The organism is Propioniciclava soli, from assembly GCF_014858005.1.
Lineage (GTDB): Bacteria > Actinomycetota > Actinomycetes > Propionibacteriales > Propionibacteriaceae > Propioniciclava > Propioniciclava soli.
In genome coordinates, this window is record NZ_JACYOT010000004.1 from 141,100 (window position 1) to 162,944 (window position 21,845).

At 71.9% G+C, this 21,845-nt stretch carries 20 protein-coding genes and 1 tRNA gene; 14 read left to right on the plus strand and 7 right to left on the minus strand.

The window, feature by feature from the left end:
- Nucleotides 1-55: 55 nt before the first annotated feature.
- From IFY26_RS03465 to IFY26_RS03515, 11 genes are all read left to right on the plus strand, one after another.
- A complete protein-coding gene (locus IFY26_RS03465) occupies nucleotides 56-1,033 on the plus strand; it encodes an ABC transporter permease (RefSeq protein WP_232547603.1) in 978 nt (325 codons plus the stop codon).
- A gap of 13 nt (nucleotides 1,034-1,046) precedes the next feature.
- Nucleotides 1,047-2,015, plus strand: coding sequence for an ABC transporter permease (locus tag IFY26_RS03470; RefSeq protein ID WP_232547604.1), 969 nt, complete (start codon nucleotides 1,047-1,049; stop codon nucleotides 2,013-2,015).
- Nucleotides 2,012-2,938 carry an ABC transporter ATP-binding protein gene (locus IFY26_RS03475; RefSeq protein WP_232547605.1) on the plus strand — a complete coding sequence of 309 codons (927 nt, stop codon included), beginning with the start codon at nucleotides 2,012-2,014 and terminating at the stop codon, nucleotides 2,936-2,938. The genes IFY26_RS03470 and IFY26_RS03475 overlap by 4 nt, the downstream gene beginning before the upstream one ends.
- The gene (locus tag IFY26_RS03480) at nucleotides 2,935-3,984 is read left to right on the plus strand and encodes an ATP-binding cassette domain-containing protein (protein ID WP_232547606.1); all 1,050 of its coding nucleotides are present in this window, start codon (nucleotides 2,935-2,937) and stop codon (nucleotides 3,982-3,984) included. Before IFY26_RS03475 ends, IFY26_RS03480 begins: the two co-directional genes overlap by 4 nt.
- Nucleotides 3,981-5,411, plus strand: a complete 1,431-nt coding sequence (locus tag IFY26_RS03485) for a glycoside hydrolase family 32 protein (protein ID WP_232547607.1) — start codon at nucleotides 3,981-3,983, stop codon at nucleotides 5,409-5,411. The genes IFY26_RS03480 and IFY26_RS03485 overlap by 4 nt, the downstream gene beginning before the upstream one ends.
- 67 nt (nucleotides 5,412-5,478) lie before the next feature.
- Nucleotides 5,479-8,979: a glycoside hydrolase family 32 protein gene (locus IFY26_RS03490; protein ID WP_232547608.1), complete on the plus strand. Its 3,501-nt coding sequence runs from the start codon at nucleotides 5,479-5,481 to the stop codon at nucleotides 8,977-8,979.
- Between the two features lie 182 nt (nucleotides 8,980-9,161).
- Nucleotides 9,162-10,403 carry a glutamate-5-semialdehyde dehydrogenase gene (locus IFY26_RS03495; protein WP_232547609.1) on the plus strand — a complete coding sequence of 414 codons (1,242 nt, stop codon included), beginning with the start codon at nucleotides 9,162-9,164 and terminating at the stop codon, nucleotides 10,401-10,403.
- 28 nt (nucleotides 10,404-10,431) lie between these two features.
- Nucleotides 10,432-10,569, plus strand: coding sequence for a hypothetical protein (locus IFY26_RS03500; RefSeq protein ID WP_232547610.1), 138 nt, complete (start codon nucleotides 10,432-10,434; stop codon nucleotides 10,567-10,569).
- Nucleotides 10,566-11,210 carry a nicotinate-nucleotide adenylyltransferase gene (nadD, locus tag IFY26_RS03505; protein ID WP_332836141.1) on the plus strand — a complete coding sequence of 215 codons (645 nt, stop codon included), beginning with the start codon at nucleotides 10,566-10,568 and terminating at the stop codon, nucleotides 11,208-11,210. The genes IFY26_RS03500 and nadD overlap by 4 nt, the downstream gene beginning before the upstream one ends.
- 16 nt (nucleotides 11,211-11,226) lie before the next feature.
- The gene (gene rsfS, locus IFY26_RS03510) at nucleotides 11,227-11,598 is read left to right on the plus strand and encodes a ribosome silencing factor (RefSeq protein ID WP_232547611.1); all 372 of its coding nucleotides are present in this window, start codon (nucleotides 11,227-11,229) and stop codon (nucleotides 11,596-11,598) included.
- 3 nt (nucleotides 11,599-11,601) lie between these two features.
- A complete protein-coding gene (locus tag IFY26_RS03515; protein ID WP_232547612.1) occupies nucleotides 11,602-12,225 on the plus strand; it encodes a histidine phosphatase family protein in 624 nt (207 codons plus the stop codon).
- Here the strand turns inward: IFY26_RS03515 and IFY26_RS03520 are convergent.
- Together IFY26_RS03520 and IFY26_RS03525 are read right to left on the minus strand one after the other, a co-directional pair.
- Nucleotides 12,192-12,539, minus strand: coding sequence for a DMT family transporter (locus IFY26_RS03520; RefSeq protein WP_232547613.1), 348 nt, complete (start codon nucleotides 12,537-12,539; stop codon nucleotides 12,192-12,194). The two genes, IFY26_RS03515 and IFY26_RS03520, sit on opposite strands and share 34 nt — an antisense overlap.
- Nucleotide 12,540: 1 nt before the next feature.
- Complete coding sequence (locus tag IFY26_RS03525) at nucleotides 12,541-12,855, minus strand: DMT family transporter (RefSeq protein WP_232547614.1); 315 nt, start codon at nucleotides 12,853-12,855, stop codon at nucleotides 12,541-12,543.
- Nucleotides 12,856-13,122: 267 nt separating this feature from the next.
- On the opposite strand from IFY26_RS03525, the gene IFY26_RS03530 reads away from it, so the two are divergent.
- A complete protein-coding gene (locus tag IFY26_RS03530; RefSeq protein WP_232547615.1) occupies nucleotides 13,123-13,911 on the plus strand; it encodes a hypothetical protein in 789 nt (262 codons plus the stop codon).
- A 24-nt stretch (nucleotides 13,912-13,935) separates the two neighbouring features.
- Here IFY26_RS03530 and IFY26_RS03535 read toward each other — a convergent pair whose 3' ends face one another.
- The 4 genes from IFY26_RS03535 to IFY26_RS03550 form a co-directional block, all read right to left on the minus strand.
- Nucleotides 13,936-14,757 carry an MBL fold metallo-hydrolase gene (locus IFY26_RS03535; RefSeq protein ID WP_232547616.1) on the minus strand — a complete coding sequence of 274 codons (822 nt, stop codon included), beginning with the start codon at nucleotides 14,755-14,757 and terminating at the stop codon, nucleotides 13,936-13,938.
- Between the two features lie 69 nt (nucleotides 14,758-14,826).
- Nucleotides 14,827-15,684 carry an aldo/keto reductase gene (locus tag IFY26_RS03540; RefSeq protein ID WP_232547617.1) on the minus strand — a complete coding sequence of 286 codons (858 nt, stop codon included), beginning with the start codon at nucleotides 15,682-15,684 and terminating at the stop codon, nucleotides 14,827-14,829.
- 206 nt (nucleotides 15,685-15,890) lie between these two features.
- Nucleotides 15,891-15,963 (minus strand) — tRNA-Ala (locus IFY26_RS03545).
- 101 nt (nucleotides 15,964-16,064) lie between these two features.
- On the minus strand, nucleotides 16,065-16,607 hold the full coding sequence (locus IFY26_RS03550) for a hypothetical protein (RefSeq protein ID WP_232547618.1): 543 nt from the start codon (nucleotides 16,605-16,607) through the stop codon (nucleotides 16,065-16,067).
- A gap of 117 nt (nucleotides 16,608-16,724) precedes the next feature.
- Between IFY26_RS03550 and IFY26_RS03555 the strand changes: the two genes are divergently transcribed.
- Both IFY26_RS03555 and leuS read left to right on the plus strand, forming a co-directional pair.
- On the plus strand, nucleotides 16,725-17,804 hold the full coding sequence (locus IFY26_RS03555) for a DUF4192 domain-containing protein (protein ID WP_232547619.1): 1,080 nt from the start codon (nucleotides 16,725-16,727) through the stop codon (nucleotides 17,802-17,804).
- 256 nt (nucleotides 17,805-18,060) lie between these two features.
- The gene (leuS, locus tag IFY26_RS03560) at nucleotides 18,061-20,532 is read left to right on the plus strand and encodes a leucine--tRNA ligase (protein WP_232547620.1); all 2,472 of its coding nucleotides are present in this window, start codon (nucleotides 18,061-18,063) and stop codon (nucleotides 20,530-20,532) included.
- A gap of 28 nt (nucleotides 20,533-20,560) precedes the next feature.
- Here the strand turns inward: leuS and IFY26_RS03565 are convergent, their stop codons facing one another.
- Nucleotides 20,561-21,532, minus strand: coding sequence for an endonuclease/exonuclease/phosphatase family protein (locus IFY26_RS03565; RefSeq protein WP_232547621.1), 972 nt, complete (start codon nucleotides 21,530-21,532; stop codon nucleotides 20,561-20,563).
- Nucleotides 21,533-21,845 lie beyond the last annotated feature (313 nt).

The following is a 21,845-nucleotide window of genomic DNA, read 5'->3' on the forward strand; positions in this document are numbered from 1 at the left end:
CGGCCCGCCCGTCCCCACCCCCACACCCTCTTCAGCTCGACAAGGAGATGACCGGATGCGCTACCTCACCCGGCGACTCGGCTTCTACCTGGTGGCCTTCTGGGTCTCGGTCACCCTGAACTTCATGCTGCCCCGCTTCATGCCGGGCGACCCCGTGTCGCGCATGATGGCCCGCTCCACCAACCAGCTCTCCAGCGACCAGATCGTCCAGCTGCAACGCCTGTTCGGCCTGGATGACCGCCCGCTGTGGCAGCAGTACGTCAGCTACCTCGACGACATGATCCACGGCCGCATGGGGGTGTCCATCTCACGCTTCCCGACGCCCGTCGTCGAGGTGATCGGCTCCCAGATCGGGTGGACGCTGCTGCTCGGCGGCACCTCGCTGGTCATCGCCGCCCTCGTCGGCAACCTGCTCGGCATCGTCGCCGCGTGGCGCCGCGGCGGTTGGATCGACTCGTTCCTCCCGCCGGTGCTGATCTTCGTCGGCTCCTTCCCCTACTTCTGGCTCGCGATGGGCGCGTTGTGGGTGTTCGGCCTCTCCCTCGGCTGGTTCCCGATCCGCCACGCCTTCGACGACGGTCTGCAACCCGGCCTCTCGCCGGAGTTCTTGGGCTCCGTCGCCACGCACCTGTTCCTGCCCGCCCTGACCATCGTGCTGGTGTCGATCGGTGGCTGGATGCTCGGCATGCGCAACACGATGATCGCGACGAACTCCGAGGACTACATCACGATGGCCCAGGCGAAGGGGCTGCGTCCGAGCCGCATCATCTTCCGCTACGCCGCCCGCAACGCCATGCTCCCTGCGGTGACCAGCTTCGGCATGAGCCTCGGCTTCGTGGTGGGTGGCGCGCTGCTCACCGAGACGGTGTTCGCCTACCCCGGCGTCGGCTATCAGCTCCTCGCCGCCGTCCAGGGCCTCGACTACCCGCTCATGCAGGGCCTGTTCCTCATCATCACCTCGGCGGTGCTCGTGGCGAACTTCCTCGTCGACATCGTCTACGTCCGCCTCGACCCGCGCGTGCGGGTCTCCTGAGGGGAGAATCACCATGACCACCGCCCCCACCATCGACGGCCTCCGCGCCGAGACGGGCGAGGACGCCGTGCCCGCCGTCACGCGGCCAGCCGTCCGGCGTCCGAACCGGAGCTTCGTCCACGGCCTGCTCACCAATCGGAAGGCCACGTTCGGGGCCGGCGTCGTCCTGCTCTTCATCGCGCTGGCGCTGCTCGCACCCGTCCTCGCACCGGGGGATCCCATGCGGATCACGGGGGCCATCGGTGAGGAACCGTCCGCCGCCCACTGGCTGGGCACCACCGCGAAGGGCCAGGACGTGCTGGCGCTCACCCTGCACGGCGCCCGCAGCTCGCTGTTCGTCGGCTTCACCGTCGGCATCCTCGCGACCGTGCTCGGCGTGGGCGTCGGGCTCGCGTCCGCGTTCTTCGGCAAGGTGGTCGACGAGGTGCTCTCGCTCGTCACCAACGTGTTCCTGCTTGTGCCCTCCCTGCCGCTCCTCGTGATCCTCGCGGCCTTCCTCCCCCCGGGGCTGACGACGGTGATCCTCGTGCTCGTCCTCACGGGTTGGGCGGGCTCGGCCCGCGTGCTGCGCTCGCAGGCCCTGTCGATCAAGGCCAAGGACTACGTCGCCGCCGCCCAGGTGAGTGGCGAGCGGCCCTGGCGGATCATGGTCGCGGAGATCCTGCCCAACATGGCGTCCATCGTCATGGGCACGCTGCTCGGCTGCGTGATCGGGGCCATCGGCGCGCAGGCCGGCCTGGAGTTCCTGGGGTTGGGTGACATCTCCCGGGTCTCGTGGGGGACGAACCTGTACTGGGCGGGCAATGAGGGCGCCCTGATGACCGGCGCGTGGTGGGTGTTCGTGCCCTCCGGCTTCGCGATCGCCGCGGTCGCGTTCGCGCTCGCCATGATCAACTACGCGGTGGACGAGGTCACCAACCCGCGGCTCCGCAAGGTCAAGCACGCCGGACGCACCGGCCGACGCGAGGAGGGACGCGCATGAGCGGGCCAGTGTTGGAGGTGCGCGACCTCGTCGTCACGTACACCGGGGACGTCCGCACGACGACGGCCGTCGACCACGTCAGCTTCAGCATCCGCGAGCGCGAGATCTTCGGGCTCGCGGGCGAGTCGGGCTGCGGCAAGTCGACCATCGCGAACGCCGTCATGCGCCTGCTGACCTACCCCGCCCGCATCGACGCCGGATCGATCAGCTTCGGCGGGCAGGACGTGCTGGGGCTGTCCGCGGCCGAGCTCCGGCGGTTCCGGTGGAGCCAGGTGTCCATGGTGTTCCAGTCGGCCATGAACTCCCTCAACCCGGTGCTGACCATCGGCGAACAGATGGGCGACATCTTCACCGAGCACACCGGATGCACCCGGCGCAGCGCCCGCGCCCAGGCCGGCGAGCTGCTCGACCTCGTCCAGATCGACCGCGCCCGGCTGCGGAGCTACCCCCACCAGCTCTCCGGCGGCATGCGCCAGCGCGTGGTGATCGCCATGGCGGTGGCGCTGCGCCCCCGCCTGCTGATCCTCGACGAGCCCACCACGGCGCTCGACGTCGTCGTGCAGCAGGAGATCATGGCGCAGATCGCGCAGCTCCAGGCCGAGTTGGGCTTCTCGGTGCTGTTCATCACCCACGACATGAGCCTCATGGTCGAGCTGTCGGACCAGATGGCCGTCATGTATGCCGGACGCTTCGTGGAGCAGGGCCCCTCGGCCGCGCTCATGCACCACCCCGTCCACCCCTACACCCGCGCGCTGATGAACGCGTTCCCGCCCCTGACCGGCCCCCGCGTCCCCCTCGCCGGGCTCGCGGAGGGCGTCCGCTTCCGCGACATCGGTGACCTGGCCGAGGTCGCTCCCGGCCGCTGGGCCGCGCCGCTGTCGGACGCCGACCGCGTCCGTTTCGAGAAGGAGATGTCCGCATGAACGCCGTGCTGTCCGTCGAGGGGGTGAGCAAGACGTTCCGCGGGGGGAGCCTGTTCCGCCGCACCAGCGTCGCCGCGCTGACCGACGTCGACCTCGAGCTGGGGGCCGGCGAGATCGTCGCGCTCGTGGGGGAGTCGGGGTCGGGCAAGTCGACGCTGGCCCGGTGCATCGCCCGGTTGGAGCGGCCCGATGCCGGGCGCATCCTGCTGGAGGGGACGCCGACCGACCGCGTCGCCGGCGGTGCGCGCGGGTACCGCTCCCGCGTCCAGATGGTGTTCCAGGACCCGTTCGGGTCGCTCAACCCGGTGCACCGCACGGAACACTTCCTGCGGCGCCCCCTCGAGATCCACCACGTGACCCGGGGTGAGCAGGAGACCGCGGCCCTGCTCGAGGAACTCATGCTCACGGTGGGTCTGGAGCCCGACATGCTGCACTCCTACCCCCACGAGCTGTCCGGAGGGCAGCGCCAGCGCGTCGCCATCGCCCGCGCCCTCGCGGTGAGGCCGCAGGTGATCCTCGCCGATGAGCCGACGTCGATGCTCGACGTGAGCGTGCGGATCGGCGTGCTGAACCTGATGCGCCGGCTGCGCGACGAGCAGGGCATCTCGATGCTGTACATCACGCACGACCTGGCCAGCGCCCGCTACCTCGCCGACCGCACCGCGGTGATGTTCGCCGGCGAGATCGTCGAGTCGGGGGAGTCGTTGGCGCTGCTGGCCCAGCCGGCCCACCCGTACACCGAGCTGTTGGTCTCGGCCGTCCCCGACCCCGAGCGTGCCGGCACGTTCGACCCCTACGCCCGCGCCGCGCTGCGCCGCCGGGTGTTGGCGGCGGAGAGCTGCCCCTTCGAGGGGGGCGACGAGGCGTGCTCGGCCACGGAGCCCGTCCACCACCAGGTCGGCGATCCGGCCGATCGGCACTGGGCCCGCTGCCACCTCTACCGGCCCCGGGCCACCAGCGGGGCCAACGCCCTCACGGCCGGGGGGACGGACGCAGCCGCCGCCGGGGGCGTCCTCGGTGCAGATCGGGACGGGGTGGCGGCATGACGAGCCTCGTGGACGCCGTGACCCTGCTGCAGCGCGCGACCGCCGACCCCCTGCGCCCGCGGGCCCACTTCACCGCGCCGGCCGCCTGGCTCAACGACCCGAACGGCCTGTGCCAGTGGGACGGGACCTACCACCTCTTCTACCAGTACAACCCCATGGGGGCCTTCCACCACCGCATCCACTGGGGCCACGCGGTCAGCCGCGACCTCGTGCACTGGCGCGACGAGCCCGTGGCCCTCACCCCGGGCGACGGCGCGGACGCGGACGGCTGCTGGTCCGGCGTCCTCGTGGACGACGGGGGCGTCCCGACGATCGTGTACTCCGGCCATCGCGGCGACGGGCAGCTGCCGTGCGTCGCGGTCGGATCCGCCGATCTGCGCACCTGGCTGCCGTTGGCCGAGAACCCCGTCATCGCGGCCAAGCCGGCCGGCACGCGCGCCGAGTTCCGCGACCACACGGTGTTTCGGTGGAAGGGGCAGTGGCGCCAGCTGATCGGCACCGGCACCACCGAGGGCCACGGCGCCGCGTGGCAGTACGTCTCGGACGACCTGGTGACGTGGCACGAGGTGGGGCCGGTGCTCACGGCCCCACCCCACGGCACCCCCGAGGACCCCTGGTTCACCGCCAGCATGTGGGAGTGCGTGGACCTCTTCCACGTCGGCCCGGGCGAGCTCGGGTCCGACACCGGACGCGACGTGTTGGCGTTCTCCGCCTGGGAGAACGGGCTGACCCTGCACCCGCTGGCGTGGGTGGGCCGCTACACCGGGGAGCGCTTCGAGCCCGAGACGTTGATCCGGCTCGACCTGGGGGGCCGCTTCTTCTACGCGCCCCAGTCGTTCACCGACGAGGCCGGGCGCCGCGTCCAGTTCGGCTGGATGCAGGAGGCACGCTCGGACGGGGCGTGCGAGCGGGTCGGCTGGGCCGGCGTCATGTCGCTGCCCCGCGTCCTCGAGTGGCGCGACGAGCGGCTGTGGGTGGGCCCGGCCCCCGAGATCGCCCACCTGCGCGCCGAGGAGTGCGCCTTCGACGCGGTGGCCGGTGACCGGCTGGACCTCGAGATCGACCTGACGCTCGACGCCGACGGCGAGGTGGAGCTCGGCGTTCTGGGCGCCGGGGACGAGGAGACGGTCATCCGGCTCACACCGACGCAGCTGCTCCTCGACCGGTCCCGCTCGTCGCGCGACGCCGATGTCGAGGCGACGGTGCTCGGCGGGGAGGTGGCGGCGTCCGGCCGCGTGACGCTGCGCGTGCTGGTGGACGCCTCGGCGATCGAGGTGTTCGTCGCCGGCAGTGCCCTCGCGGCGCGCGTGTACCCGACCCGGACGGCCGGACGCGTGCGGTGGGCGTCCCGCGGGGCCCACGTGCACCGGGCGCAGGCCTGGCGTCTGGGCGACGCCCTGCCCGGGGAGCGCGTGCTGTTGCCCTGATCCTGCCGCTCCCACTGCTCCCGCCCCACTCACTCCCCACCCACTCCCCACTGCTGCGGAGGTCCCTGTGCGACGCTTCACCCTGGCCCTGGTGCTCGGATGTCTGGTCACGACTGTCTGGACGGCGCCGGCGGTCGCCGGGCCTCCCGGTGACCTGTTCGACCTCGCGGACGTGAGCCCGGTGCCGGATCCGGCGCGTCGCACGGGCGTGTGGGAGCGGCTGGACGACGGGGCCTGGCGCGGCGCGTCCGGGGTGGACGCCAACGCCATCGCGATCTCGGAGCAGCGTCTGGCGCCGACCGCCCAGGCCGTCGCGACCATCCGCATCGAGCCGGACGCGCCCCTGACCGCGGCCGCCCTGGTGGTGCGGGCGTCGGCGGACGGAACGACCGGGTATGCGGCGACCGTGGATCCCCACTCCCACCGGGTGCGGCTGTTCGACCTCGACGGGGGGCGCGACCTGGCGGTGACGGACGCCGCGGTGTCCCTGGGGGTCGATCACCGGCTCGCGGTGCGCACCGACGGACCCCGCCTGGAGGTGGTGTTGGACGGGGTGACCCTGCTCCGGGCGAGCGACACGGCCCATCGGGCCGGCCACGTCGGGCTCCACGTCTGGAACGGCCGGGCGACGTTCCGCGACGTCGGCGCCCGCAGCGTGCATTCCTCGCTGGCCGGGTGGCACGGCGGTGCCGGGTGGCGGGCCACCAGCACGGGGCTGAGCGGCACGGCGGCGCCCGGCACGAACACACGGTTGATCGCGACCGACGAGCTCGCCTCAGAGAGCGAGGCCTCCGCCACCGTCCAGGTGCGCGACAGGTTTGCCGTGGCAACCCTGCTCGTGCGCACCGATCCGGATGCCACCAGGGGGTACGCGGTCGACATCGATCCGAACGGTGGTCGGCTGCGGCTCTACCGGGTGTCGGACAACGCGACGCTCGGCGTCCGTCGCACGGCCATCGAGGTGGGCCGGGCCTACGGGGTGACACTGCGGGCCGTGGGGGATGAGATCAGCGTCCGGTGGCAGACGGATTTCATCGAACCGGATGGTCGCGTGCCCGTGATCGTGGCGCGAGACGCCAGCGTGGCGGACGGGTTCGTCGGCGTGGGCGCTTGGAGCGGGTCGGTCGGCTTCAGCGGGGTGACCCTGCGGGGGCTGGTCAGCAACGTCGATTGGACGCCCACCGAGGGGCACTGGCGCACGGTGATCGACGGCATCGCCGGCCAGGGCGCCCTCACATCCGAGGACGTCGGGGCCGACGTCGAGCTGGCCCTCGACGCCACGCTGGACGCAGGCGCGCGCCTGGTGATCGGGGTGGGGGAGGAGGTGGTGCGGCCCGAGGTGCCGACCGGCCGGGTGGTGCGCGTGCAGCTGCGGCGGGCCGCAGGGCGGCTGGAGCTCCAGGTGGACGGCCGGGTGGTGCGCGACGAGCCCGCTGTGGCGGCGTCCGGGGGCCGGGTGCGTCTCGAGGTCGTCGGCGGTCAGGGGCGGCTGGCCCAGCTCCGTCTGGATCGGGCGGACCAGGCGTGGGCGCAGCCGTTCCGTCCGAGTTACCACTACTCCCAGGCCGCCTCGGGCACCTCCGACCCGAACGGCCTGGTGTTCCTCGACGGGGAGTACCACCTCTTCCACCAGGACGCCGGCCGGTGGGCCCACGCCGTGAGCACCGACCTGGTGCACTGGCGGCCGCTCCCGATCGCGCTCGACCAGAACGACTTCGGGGACGCGTGGTCGGGCTCGGCCGTCGTCGACGAGCACGACGTGACGGGCCTGTTCGGCGGCGGACGCGGCCTGGTGGCGTTCTACACCAGCTTCGACACCGACGCACCCGGGGGCAACCAGGAGATCCGCGCGGCCACGAGTGTCGACCGGGGGCGCACCTGGCAGCTGGTGGACGGCGTCATCGTGCCGAACCCCGGCGGGCCGGACGGTGACTGGGACTTCCGGGACCCGAAGGTGCGCTGGGACGCGGCGGGCGGCCGCTGGGTGATGGTGGTGAGCGGGGGTGACCATCTGCGGTTCTACGGGTCGACAGATCTGCTCCATTGGGATCACCTGTCGAATTTCGGTTACGGCTCCTGGCTCGACGGCGGCGTCATGGAGTGCCCCGACCTGATGTGGGTGGCGGCCCCGGGGCAGCCGGGCGGGGGCCGGTGGGTGCTGTGGTGGAGCACCGGCGCGGTGCGGGAGACCCACGGCTCGGCGGCGCGCTATGTGACCGGGACGTTCGACGGGTCGTTCCACCCCGACACGCCGGCGGAGGTGGTGTTGCGTGCCGACGAGGGCCGCGACTACTACGCGGCCGTCAGTTTCGCCGGCCTGGCCGGCCGGGTGGTGATGATCGGCTGGATGAGCAACTGGGACTACGCCTTCGGCGAGCCCACCGGGCGCTGGCGCGGTCAGTTGAGTCTGCCCCGGGAGGTGGGCCTCACCGACGTCCCCGGCGTCGGGTTGCGGTTGACGCAGCGCCCGGTCGCAGAGGTGTCGGCCCTGCTCGGCCCCGCCACGACCCTGTCCGACACGTGGGTCGCTCCCGGGCAGCCCAACCCGCTCGCCAACTGGTCGGGGACGGCCCATCGCTTCACGGCGGAGATCGCCGTGCCCGACGCCGACGGTGCGAGCGAGTTCACCCTGGGCGTCCGTACGGGCGCCGGGCAGGCAACCAAGCTGCTGTGGCGGGCCTCGGACGCCAGCCTGCGGTTGGACCGGACCATGGCGGGGGAGGCGTCCTTCACCCGGTGGTTCGCCGACCCGGTGGAGGGCACCGCGCAGGCCGCGTGGCCGGTGGAGCGCGTCGGCGCGGAGCGGCGGGTGCGGATCACGGGGTGGGTCGACACCGCCTCCGTGGAGGTGTTCAGCGCCGACGGCACGGTCGCCATGACCGCGCAGGTGTTCCCCGATGCGGCCTCCGACGGGCTCACCTTCGATGTCACGGGAGGCTCGGCGCGCCTGGTGCGCATGGAGGTGGCCCCGGTGAGCGCGACCGTGCCGCGGAGCGGCGTCAGCGTGGCCGAGCCGGAGTTCCCGGGCCTCGACCGCTCCGAACTGGGGGCCTTCGACGTGGTGGGGGGCGGCGTCTGGGGGCCCAGCGGGGCGGGGCTTTCGACGACGTTCGACCGCGACTCGACGGCTCTCGGCCGCAGCGTTTACGCCGATGTGCGCGTCGGCGCCACCGTCCGGTTCGGCACCCCACCGTGGCCGGGGCAGCTCACGCGCCGCGACCGCGCCGACCTCGGGGTCAGCGGCGCCGGGTCGGTCGTCGTGCGCGCCGACGCGGCGTTGCGGTCGGGCTACCTGGTGAACTTCGACCCCAACCTACACGCCGTGCGGGTCATGAAGCTCGAGGGGGGCCGGGTGGACGAGGAGACCGGGGTGCTGGCGCAGGCCAGCGTCCTGCTCGCACCGGGGGTGAGCCACCGGGTGGAGGTCGAGGCGCGCGGCGACCGGCTGACCGCGTGGGTGGACGGCCGGGAGGTGCTGACCATGACCGACGCCGCCTACGGGAGCGGGCGGGTGGGCGTGAATGCGTTCGGCGGCCGGGCGGCCTGGCAGGACATCACGGTGCGCTGAGCGGGAGCTCGGGGCCGTGGCGCGCTGCTGCTGGGTGGGGTTCCGATGAAAAAGTGACACTCGATGGTCACCAACATCAGTCCCACTGAAGATTCGGAACCACCAGATGCCACCGAGTGTCGAGTTTTCGTCACGTGGGCGCGGTGACCCGGCCGGGCTGGGGCGGGCCTAGCATGAGCCCCATGAGCTTCGCCGACCAGGCCACCGCCGCCCAGGACGCCGCGCGCAGCCTCGCCACCGCTTCGCGCGCCCTCAAGGACGCCTCGCTGCACGCCATGGCTGAGGCCCTGCTCGACGCGCGCACCGAGGTGCTCGCCGCGAACGCCGCCGATGTCGCCCGCGCCCAAGAGGCAGGCACCGCGCCGGCGCTGGTCGACCGCCTGCGCCTCGACGCCCAGCGCATCGCCGCGATGGCCGACGGCCTGCGCCAGCTCGCGGGGCTGGCCGACCCGGTGGGCGACGTGGTGCGCGGCTGGACCAACCCCAACGGGGTGCAGGTGCGCCAGGTGCGGGTGCCGTTCGGCGTCGTGGGCATCATCTACGAGGCCCGGCCGAACGTGACCGCCGACGCGGCCGGCATCTGCCTCAAGTCGGGCAACGCGGCGCTGCTGCGCGGCTCCAGCTCGGCGCTGGAGTCCAACCGGGCCCTCGTGACCGCGCTGCGCGCCGGGGTGACCCGCGCCGGCCTGCCCGCCGACGCCGTGCAGCTCGTCGAGGGCGGCCGCGAGGTGACCGCTGCCATGATGGCCGCCCGTGGGCTCGTCGACGTCCTCATCCCGCGCGGCGGGGCGGGGCTGATCAACGCCGTCGTCGAGGGCGCGAAGGTGCCCGTGATCGAGACCGGCACCGGCAACTGCCACCTCTACGTCGACGCGGCGGCTGACCATGATGTCGCCCTCGCCCTCCTCCTCAACGCCAAGACGCAGCGCCCGAGTGTCTGCAACGCCCTGGAGACCCTCCTCGTCCATGCCGACGCCGCCCCCACCTTCCTGCCGCGGGCGTTGCAGGCACTCGCCGAGGCGGGCGTCACCGTGCACGGGACGCCCGCGGTGCAGGAGTTCTCCGCGGCGGTCGTGCCGGCCACCGAGGGGGAGTTCGACGCCGAGTACCTGACCCTCGACCTGGCCTGTGACGTCGTGCCCGACCTCGACGCGGCGCTTCGCCACATTCGCGCCCACTCCACGGGGCACTCCGAGACGGTCGTCACCACCAACCTCGCCGTCGCCGAGCGCTTCACCGCCGAGGTCGACGCCGCCGCAGTGCTCGTCAACGCCTCCAGCCGGTACGTGGACGGCGGTGAGTTCGGGTTCGGCGCCGAGATCGGCATCAGCACCCAGAAGCTCCACGCCCGCGGCCCGATGGCCCTGCCTGAGATGACCTCGACGAAGTACGTGCTCATCGGATCGGGTCAGGTGCGCGGGTGAGGGCGTCCGACCCGGTATGCTCCCGCGCATGACGCTGCTGGAGACTGCGGCCCACGCGGCCGACCACACCGAGCCGATCATCATCGCGCTCGTCGCGTTCGGCATCCTGCTGACGCTGATGGCCATCACGGTCGGGTACGGCTCCGGGCGCCCGCACACCCAGTGAGCCCCCGCCTCGCTGCGGGCGAGCACCAGGGCCGGTGGCGCCTCGGCGTCATGGGCGGCACGTTCGACCCCATCCATCACGGCCACCTGGTGGCGGCCTCCGAGGTCGGGGCGCGGTTCGACCTCGACGAAGTGGTGTTCGTGCCCACCGGGCGGCCATGGCAGAAGGCCGACAAGCAGGTCTCCGAGGCGGAGGACCGCTACCTGATGACGGTCATCGCGACCGCCTCGAACCCCCGGTTCTCCGTGAGCCGGGTCGACATCGACCGGCCCGGCGACACCTACACCGTCGACACGCTGCGCGACCTGCGCCGGCTGCGCGGGCCGGAGACGTCGCTGTTCTTCATCACGGGTGCGGACGCCCTCAGCCAGATCCTCACGTGGCGGGGGAGCGAGGAACTGTTCGACCTGGCCCACTTCGTCGGGGTCTCCCGCCCCGGCGTCGACCTGGACCAGCGGGACATCTCCCACCTGCCGGCCGACAAGGTGACGCTGCTCGAGATTCCCGCCATGGCCATCAGCTCCACCGCGTGCCGGGAGCGGCAGGCGTCCGGGCTGCCCCTGTGGTACCTCGTGCCGGACGGTATCGTTCAGTACATCACCAAGCGCGGGCTGTACCGCGACGCGGTGTCCCACCCGTAGATCCACAAGGAGTTCCATGGCGGCGACCGACGAGGCCCTCCAGCTCACCCGACGTGCCGCGCAGGCGGCGGCGGACAAGTTGGCGACCGACATCGTGGCCTTCGACGTCACCGACCGGCTGGCGATCACCGACGTCTTCCTGATCGCGACGGCGAGCAACGAGCGCCAGGTCGGTGCCGTCGTGGACGGTGTCGAGGAGGCGCTGTTCCGGGCCGGCACCAAGGCGATCCGGCGCGAGGGCGCGCTGGAGGGCCGGTGGGTGCTGCTCGACTTCGGCGACGTCATCGTCCACGTCCAGCACGCCGAGGAGCGCGAGCTGTACTCCCTCGAGCGGCTGTGGCGTGACTGCCCGGCGATCGCGCTCGAGCTGGACGCCGCGCCCGCCTGACTCGTGGACGCCGCGCCCACCCGTCTCGTGCTCGTCCGGCACGGGCAGACCGATTCCAACGCCGCCGGGCGGTTCCAGGGGCATCAGGACATTCCGCTCAACCGGGTGGGTCGGTCCCAGGCCGAGGCGATGGCGTCGCGCGTCGCCGCTCTGCGGCCCGCCCGCATCGTGGCCTCCGACCTCGGGCGAGCCCAGCAGACGGCCAGGGCCGTCGCGGCGGCGTCCGGCGTGGAGGTCACGACCGACCCGCGGCTGCGGGAGATCGATGTCGGCACCTGGTCGGGCCGCACGATCGCCGAGATCGCCGCGGCGCACCCGTGGTTCCACGACAAGCTGGCCGCTGGGGAGGACTTCCGGCGATCGGATGACGGCGAGACCGCGACGGAGGCGGGGGAACGGGTCGCCGGCGTCCTCGCCGAGCTGGCGCACGCCCACCCGGGCGAGACCACCGTGGTGGTCGGCCACGGGCTCAGCCTGCGCGTGGGGCTGGCCCTGGCCACGGGGCTGGGGTTCGCCGGTTCGTTCGCGCTGGCCGGGCTGTGGAACTGCTCGTGGACGATCGTGGAGCCGGGTGACCGCTGGCGGATCGTGACCTACAACGCGGTGGCCTCGTCGCGGGAGTCGTGACCGGCCAGGAACTTGAGCCCGATCACCGCCCCGACGATGCCGGCGATGAAGGCGATGCGGAGGGGGTCGGCGGGTTCGGCGCCGGTGACCATCGCCCAGGTGACGGTCAGCGCGGCGCCCACCCCGGTCCAGACCGCATACGCCGTGCCGACGCCGATGTGCCGCAGCGACCATGCGAGGCCCAGCATGCTCAGCGTCACGAAGACGGCGAACACGGCGGTCGGCGCCGGGGAGCTGAAGCCGTCGGACGCCCCCAGCGCGGTGGCCCACACCGCCTCACAGACGGCGCTGAGCAGCAGCACGAGCCACGGCAATTCAACTCACCACCTTGAGCCCGACGACGCAGCCGACCAGCAGGCCCAGCAGCAGGACGCGCGCGAGTGTCAGGCGTTCGAGGCCCTGCGCGAGACCGACGAGCACGGTGAGGGTGGCGCCGATGCCGACCCAGACGGCGTACGCCGTGCCGGTGGGGATCTCGCGCATGGCATACGCGAGGCCCGCCATGGAGAGCGTCATCGCCCCGAGGAAGAGCAGGGTCGGACGCCGCCGCGTCAGCCCACGCGAGGCCGAGAGCGCCACCGCCCAGACGGCTTCCAGCGCCCCGGAGGCGATGAGGACGAGCCAGCCCATGGAGCCCCTTCGCTTCGGTGGTGGTGGGGGCGCGCGCTCCCGGCGCGTCCGGCCCGACGCTAGCACGCGCCTCCGGCCTCGCTCACCGCGGCGCCCAATGATGAAAAAGGAGGGCGCGTGCAGGCGGGTCCGGAGGTGGCAACCGGGTTTCCACAAGGTGAACAACGGGTGAACGCTGTCGTAGGGTGGGGGTCGGACGCCCCCGACGTCAACGGCCCGGCCGGTGGCGATCGTCCTCGATCACGACCTCCCGTCGAAGGACTCCTCATGCCCGAGCAGCGTCGCCACCGCACCCCGTTCCCCACCGCAACCTCCATCGCCGCCCCCGGCCCGACGCGTGCAGCGATGCCGCGCCTGGCCCTGAGCCGCCCCACCGATCGCTTCGTGCTGCTGCTGGGGGCCCTGGTTTTGGCGGATCTCGTGTTCCTCGCCATCCACGTGGCCCAGGAGACCGTCCCCGGCGTCGACGACATCATGTTCAACCTGAGTGAGGACCGGAGTCACGCCGAGTTCTTCAACTACATCAAGTACGTCTGGCTGGGGGCGGCCATGCTCGGCTGCACCTGGCTCACCCGTTCGCTGCGGTACCTGCCCTGGGCGGTGCTGTTCGGCTACTTCCTGCTCGACGACGCGTTCGGCGTCCACGAGAAGATGGGCACGGCCCTCACCGACGGGCTGGGCCTGCCCGACGTGCTGGGGCTCCGTGGCCAGGACTTGGGCGAGCTGCTGTTCTTCGCGCTCGCCGGGCTCGTCGTGGTGGGTGGCCTCGTGCTGGCGTGGCGGGGCGCCCCGGCGCACTGGCGGGCGGTGTCGCGCGAGTTCGCGATCCTGATCGTCGCCCTCGGCGTCGTCGGTGTGGGCTTCGATCTGGTGCACGCGATGGCCGACGGGCTCGGGCTGACCGGCTCGGCGGCCGTCTTCGGCACGTTGGAGGACTTCGGCGAGATGGTCGTCGTCAGTCTCATGGCGTGGCGCGGCTTCGAGGCGCTCGAAGACCTGCGGCGTCCGGTGAACGGGGTCGCGTCCCTGCCCGCCCGCGCGCTCGTGGACGCCTGAGCCCCACGCGGAGGGGGCGGCTGCTCAGCGGCGCGTGAGGCGGAACGGTTCGCCGGGTGCCAGCACCTGGATGCGGTCCTCGTTGACGACGCGGCCCTGCAGCGATGCTGGGTCGCCGTTGAAGGGTGACCATGTGGGCGCGTCCACCGACCCCCAGTGGTGCAGCAGGAGCGGCACGTCGGGGTAGGCGTTGGCCATCTCGACGGCGCCGGCCAGCGTGAAGTGAAAGCTCGAGTCGGAGAAGTCGAACAACAGTGCGTCCGGTGCGGGCATCGTCAGATGGTGCTCGCGAATGAGGCGTGAGTCGCCCGGAGCCCACAGGTTGCCATCGGGAGTCTCGATCCAGAACCCGCAGCAGTCCTCGGGAGCGAAGACGCGGTCGTACCTGCCGGGGAATTCGTTCTGCCACGCGTGGTCGGCCGGGGTGAGGGTGACGCGGAGGTCGCCGACGCTGAAGGTGTCACCCACGTCGTGGCCCTGGGCGGGCAGGCCCGCGTCGGTCATCAGGGATCCCACGTGGCGGGTGCCGTGGTAGGACGCCGTCACGTCGGCGACGCGTTCGGCGGTCCAGACGCTGTAGTGGTCTGCGTCGGAGTGGGTCGCGAGGAAGGCGTCGAGGTGGGGCACCTGTTCGGGGCGGATCGGGAAGTCGATCATGACGGGCATGTCGAAACCGCCGAGCAGCGCGTCGAGCATCAGGGTCGTGCCCCGGCTGTTCATCAGCCAACCGGCCATGCCCAGCCAACGCAGCTCGGTGTGGTCGGTGGGCGCGAAGGCCTCGGCGCCGAAGAACTGGGTGGCTGGCGCCTTCGCCTGCGGGGGACGCGCGTCATCGGTGTCGGGCATGCGTCCATCGTGCCAGTGGGCGCAGTCGGACGCCCAGGGTCGACCGAATCAGTCGACGGCCCGTTCCTGTCACTTCCCGCTGTAGACCGGGAACGCTCTGGAGTCGCCGTAGTCCCGGGCGTGCAACCCCTCCAGCGTCGCCATGTCCTCCTCGGAGATCTCGAAGTCAACCTCCGCATTGGAGCGCATGTGCTCTGGGTTTGCGGTCTTCGGCAACGACACCGTGCCCAGCTGCAGTGTGTAGCGAATGCACAGCTGCGGCAGGGTGACGCCGTACTGCTCAGCCAGGGCCTTCACCTCGGCGTTCTCCAGGATCTCGCCGTGGGCGATCGGTGAGTACGCCTCGACGAGGATGCCCGCGTCCTCGCAGTGCGCGAGCAAGGCGCTCGGGGTGTTGCCCGCGTGCACGAGCAGTTGGTTCACGTGGGGAGTGACCGTCGCGCCGTCCAGCAAGGACTCCAGATCGGATTGCAGGAAGTTGGACACGCCGATCGCACGGATCGTGCCCGCCCGGTGTGCCTCCTCCAGGGCGCGCCACGCCTGCCGGTTGCCCTCGGCGTAGTCGCCGCCCCGGAAGTCGTTCCAGGGCTGGGGGGCGTGGATGAGCATGAGGTCGATGTGATCCAGGCCAAGCGTCCGCAGCGACTCCTCGATGGCGGCGGCCGCACCGTCGTGATCCTTGATCTCCGCGGCCAGCTTCGTGGACACGAACAGCTCCTCGCGGGGGACTCCGGCGGTCCGGACGCCCTCGCCCACGCCGCGCTCGTTGCCGTAGGCCTGGGCGGTGTCGATGTTGCGATAGCCGATGTCGATCGCGGCGCGCACCGCTTCGGCGGCCCGGTCGTCGTCGATGAACCAGGTGCCCAGCCCCAGCTTGGGGATCTTCACACCGTTGCCCAGGGTGTAGGTCTCGTCCAGGATGCTCATGCGGTTTCTCCTCAGCGGTCGACGCTCGTGCTGCCACGCTAGGTCGTTCCCGCGCTCGGTGGCAGACCCTGCTGGTACCCCCCCGGCATCCGCCGCAGTCCCCATCGGAGGTCGCGTGGGTGGGCCCTGCGACGATGAGGAGCCCCGAGAACACACTCGCCCCCAACCCGCTAGCGCGTGTTGGGGGCTCAGCTCGTCACTGACGGTGGAGCTAAGGGGATTCGAACCCCTGACCTCTTCCATGCCATGGAAGCGCGCTACCAACTGCGCCATAGCCCCAATGTTCCGGTGCGGAACGAAGAAGAACGTTACCCCAACCCGGGGTGCAGTGCGAAATCGCGGCGCACGGTTCGTCGTGGTGCCGCGGATCGTCGCGGCGGTCAGCCGGGGACGGGGAGCGCGGAGATCTGCTGCCCGCCGCTGGTGGTGAGGATCAACGTGGCATCACCGCGCGGCAGCAGGATGCGGATGTTGCCCTCCACGGAGCCGCCGGCGGCCAGGCTCCCCGAGCCGATCTCGGGGTCAGGAGCGCCGGCGGCCGGCTCGTACACGTCGGTGCCCGCATTGCTGAAGGCCACGAACCCGTAGCTGATCGAGCCTGCATCGCAGGTCACACGCACCCGGATGTCGACCGCATTCCCGGTCCAGGTGTGACCCAGGACCTCCCAGCGGCCCTGGTCGTCCGGCGAGGCGGGCATGGTGAACGGCATGCCGGGCAGGTTGCTGGACGCCTGCGCCGTGGGCGAGGCGGTGGGTGCGGCCTCCGGCGGGGCGGGGCGCCACAGCAGCGCGGCCAGCACCACGCCGACGGCGACGGCCCCCACGAGCAACAGCCACAGCGTGGCCCCGCTGCGTCGCGGCGGGGCGTAGGCGTTGATGTCAACCGGACGCCGCGCGTTCGGGTCTCGCCATTGCTGCGTCATGGCGTCACGGTACCCGAGGGCACCGCCGCACCAGTGGCGACGGCCATCCCTGTGGACAACTGCGTCAAGGGTGTGGACGGTGACGGATCGGTGCGGGCGCGTCCGAATGTGACAGCTGTGACCACGACACCCGAACTGCTCTCCTTGCACTCCGTGGGCGACCTCGTCGAGATCGTCCCCAGCCTCCTCGGCTTCCAACCCGTCGAATCCCTCGTCCTGGTCGTGCTGGAGCGCGACCGCGTGGAGGTGACGGTCCGTTTCGACCTGGCCGCTGCCGACCAGGCTCCCCGGTGGCAACTCGTGCCGGTGTTCGCCCGGTTCCCCACGGCGACCTACGTGGTGGTCGCCTACACCCCCGAGGCCCGGGCCGGCTGGGAGGCGCTGCTCACGATGGACGCGGCCTTCCCCGAGCTGCCGCGGACGCTCGTCCTCGCCGACGGGGAGCGTTGTTATCTGTTCCCCGGGGATGAGGGGGAGCCGTACGACGCCGTCGCGGGTCGCGCGGCGGTGCAGGGGGCCCTCGCGGGCATGGCCGTGCTCGGCTCGCGCGAGGAACTCCACGCGCAGCTGGACCCCACTTGGAGCGAGGAGGCCCTCGCGGCAGCCCTGGACGCGGTGGGCGCGGCGATCGCGAACGGTGTCGACATGGTCGCCCGGGGACGCGAACTGCTGGCCCGCTTCGACACCGAGGGCGGTTCGCCGACGCTGGAGGAGGCGGTGGTGCTGACGATGGCCAGCCACGCACCGGGATTCCTCGACGAGGCCATCCTCTCCACGACGCGCGCCAACGCCGCAGCCCGGCGCGACCTGTGGGCGGCCGTCGTGCGGGGCTCGGCTCCCCGCTGCGACGGCTTCGCCCTGGCGGCGCTCGGGATCGCCGCGTGGGTGACGGGCCAGGGTGCCCTCCAGGTCGTGTGTCTGGAGCGCATGACCAACATCCGCGCAGACCCGCTGTGGATGGGGGTGCTGGACCAGGCGAACGCCGAAGCCTGGCCACCCTCGGAATGGCCGGCGGTGCGTCAGCGGGTGCGCTCGGCCGTGGCGCGCGCCCCCGAGGCCCGCCAGGGCTGGCAGCGCGTCGATCTGCTCGCCCAGGTCGTGGGAGACGGCACCGGTGCGGTGCCGATGGCCACGGTCACGCGGCTTGCCACGCCGCGGGCGGGCCGGCGGCGTCCCCGGGCCGCGGGGCGACGGTGAGGAGGGGGCCGCAGGGGTGAGGGGCCGGGCGCGGGCGTCCGGACCGCACCTGATCGACGGGGGACGGGTGGCGAGGCTGCCGGGCCCGCGTGGGCTATGCTGACCCGCATGGATCACGCAGTGAGCCGCTCGCGACTTCTCGGCTAGCCGCGCACACCCGCAGGTGTCGCGGCGCCCCTGACCTGCCTCGGCAGCCGGGGGTTTTTTCATGTCCGGCCGGCCACGCACCGAACCCACCGCTAGGAGAGCACGCACCATGGAGTCCGCCCGCAGCTATGACGCTGCTGCCGCGCAGGAGCGCTGGCAGAAGTTCTGGGAGTCCGACCGCACGTTCGTCGCACGCGACGACGGGTCCGCCGAGCGGAAGTACGTGCTCGACATGTTCCCCTACCCGTCGGGCGACCTCCACATGGGGCACGCCGAGGCGTTCGTCATGGGCGACATCGCGGCGCGCTATTGGCTGCTGCGCGGTTATGACGTCATGCACCCGATCGGCTGGGACAGCTTCGGGCTGCCCGCCGAGAACGCCGCCATCGCACGCAACGCGCACCCGGCGGAGTGGACCTACGCGAACATCGAGACCCAGGCGGCGTCCTTCAAGCGGTACGGCCTGAGCTTCGACTGGACGCGGCGGCTGCACACGTCCGACCCGGAGTACTACCGGTGGACGCAGTGGCTGTTCACCCAGTTCCACCAGCGCGGGCTGGCGTACCGCAAGGCGTCCTACGTCAACTGGTGCCCGGCCGACCAGACGGTGCTGGCCAACGAGCAGGTCGTCGCCGGCGCCTGCGAGCGCTGCGGCGCGGCCGTGACCAAGCGTCAGCTGACGCAGTGGTACTTCAAGATCACCGATTATGCCCAGCGGTTGCTGGACGACATGGCGCCGCTGGAGGGCCACTGGCCCGACCGGGTGCTCGCCATGCAGCGCAACTGGATCGGCCGCTCCGAGGGCGCCTACGTCGACTTCGCCGTCGAGGGACGCGACGAGCCGCTGACCGTCTTCACCACGCGACCGGACACGCTGTACGGCGCGACCTTCTTCGTCGTCGCCCCGGACGCCCCCCTGGCCGCCGAGCTGGTGACCGAGGAGTACCGGGCCGATTTCGAGGCGTACCTGGAGCAGACGAAGGCCGCCACCGAGATCGAGCGGCAGTCGACCGACCGGCCCAAGTCGGGCGTCTTCACCGGCGCCTACGCGGTGAACCCGGTGAACGGCACCAAGCTGCCCATCTGGGCTGCGGACTACGTGCTGGCCGACTACGGCACCGGCGCCATCATGGCCGTGCCGGCCCACGACCAGCGCGACCTCGACTTCGCCCGCGCGTTCGGCTTGGACGTGCGCCAGGTGATCGACACCGGCGAGGACGATCCGGCCGCATCCGGCATCGCGACCGCCGGTGACGGCCGCTACGTGAACTCCGAGCTGCTGGACGGGCTGACGGACAAGGCGTCCGGCGTCGCCGCCATGAACGCCAAGCTGGAGGCCGACGGCACGGGCCGGGCCGCGGTGACGTTCCGTCTGCGCGACTGGTTGCTGAGCCGCCAGCGGTTCTGGGGCTGCCCGATCCCGATCATCCACTGCCCGGCCTGCGGTGAGGTGCCGGTGCCGGAGGCCGACCTGCCGGTGCGGTTGCCGGATCTGCGCGGTGCGGATCTGGCGCCCAAGGGAACCAGCCCGCTGGCGTCCGAGGCGGCGCGCGCGTGGCGCGAGGTCGCCTGCCCCACGTGTGGCGGGCCGGCCGAGCGGGACACCGACACGATGGACACCTTCGTCGACTCGTCGTGGTACTACTTCCGCTACTGCTCGCCGAACGACGACGCCGCGGCCTTCGACGTGGCTGCCACGCGGCGCTGGGCGCCGGTCGACCAGTACGTCGGCGGGGTCGAGCACGCCATCTTGCACCTGCTGTACAGCCGGTTCTTCACGAAGGTGCTGTTCGACGCCGGCCTGATCGAGTTCACCGAGCCGTTCACGCGGCTGATGAACCAGGGCCAGGTGATCAACGGCGGCAAGGCCATGAGCAAGTCGCTGGGCAACGGCGTCGATCTCGGCCAGCAGATCGACATCCACGGCGTCGACACCATCCGCACCGCGATCGTCTTCGCCGGCCCGCCGGAGGACGACATCGACTGGGCGGCCATGTCGCCCAGCTCGACCGGCAAGTTCCTGCAGCGCGCGTACCGGTTGGCGGCCGACGTCGCGTCCGAACCGGGGGTGGACGCCGCGTCCGGCGACGCCGCGGTGCGCCGGCAGACGCACCGCTCGATCGCGGAGATCACCGAGGCGGTGGAGTCGCAGCGCTACAACGTGGTCGTGGCCCGCATCATGGAGCTGGTCAACGCCACCCGCAAGGCCATCGACACCGGCTGCGGCCCGGCCGACCCGGCGGTGCGCGAGGCGGCCGAGTTCGTGGCGCAGGCGCTCAGCCTGGTCGCGCCCTACCTGGCCGAGGAGATGTGGGAGCTGCTGGGCCAGGAGCCCTCCGTGGCCCGGTCGACCTGGCCGGACGCCGACCCCGCGCTGCTGGTGCAGGAGTCGGTCACGATGGTCGTCCAGGTGCAGGGCAAGGTGCGGGCGAAGCTCGATGTCGCCCCGGACATCTCGGACGCCGACGCCGAGGCGGCCGCGCTGGCGGACGCCGGCGTCCAGCGGGCGCTGGACGGACGCTCGGTGGCCAAGGTCATCGTCCGGGCGCCGAAGATGGTGAGCATCGTCCCGGGTGCGTGAGATCGTTGCGGTCGGGTGGTTCGCAGGGTCACCCGGCCGGGCGGACGGTCACGTCCACGATGATGCCCCGGTGATCCGAGCCCGGCACCGCGAAGGTCTCGAAGTGGCTTGCCGCCACCTGGTCGTTGACCAACGCGTGGTCGATGGCGATGAGCGCCGGGAGGCGGCGGGATCCGGAGAACGTCGGCTGCCACCCCGCCCCGGCCTGCTGGGCGGCGTTGACGAGGCCCGGTGCGGTGATCTCGCGGTAGGTGGCGCCCTCGCGGGTGGTGTTCAGGTCGCCGATGACGAGCAGGGGGTCGTCGACGTGGGCGGCCACGTCGTCGGTGAGCTGCGACGCCTCGCGCCGCCACTTCGCCACGCCCTGCATCATGTTGGAGGGGTGAGCGGCGATCAAGGTGACCGGTTCGCCGTCCGCGGTGGTGGTGCCGAGCACGAGGTGGTTCGCCGTCCAGGCCGAGCGGCCAATCAGCTCCAGGGGCTCTCGGGCGGCCACAAGGGTGTTGATGGGCGTGGCTCTGCGGGGGGTGGGCAACCCGCCCCGGTGGGGGTAGCCGTCCAGCAGCGCGGCCATGGCCGGGGTCTCGATGAATTCCTCGCCCACCTCGAGCAGCACGATGATGTCCGGGTCGCTCGCGGACAGTTGGGCGGCCGTGGCGTCCGGGTCGGCCTGGCCGAAGTAGGTGTTGAAGGACGCGACCCGCAGCGGCGAGCCCTCCGCTGCCGGTGCCGGCCCCGGCAGGTAGCCCCACGCCCACACCAGCTGCAGCAGCGCCCCGAGCGCGGCAGGGATCGCCCAGAGCCTGGCGCGTCCGCGCGCCGCGGCCAGCACCAACGCGATGACCAGCAGCCACACCAACACGCCGTAGGGCGTGAAGGCGGCGAGCATGGCCAACCCCCGGTGCAGGTACTGCGCGGTGGGAAACAGCTGCAGCACGACGAACGCGGCGCCCACCACGGCGGACGCCACAGCAATCACCAGGGCCAGTCGACGCAGCACCCGGCCAGTGTGCCAGCGCCGTCACGGTGCGCACAATTGTGGGCGCCGGTTGCCGGGTCTCGCCACCCGAACGGGGACGTCGGCGGACCCGCCCTGTGGAGACCGGACGTGAACTGTCCACAGGTTCGAGACCCGGTGACCGATCCGGGGTGGCGCGGCCGAATGTGAGGGTGTGACCCCTCGACCCTCGCAGCACCGGCCGGTTCTCAGTGACGTCGTGAGCGCACGGCTCGCCGAGCTGGCGGGCTGGTCCGCTGCGGATGCGGATGCGGACGGGGAGGGGGTGGAATCCGCGCGCGGCCCAGCACCCGCC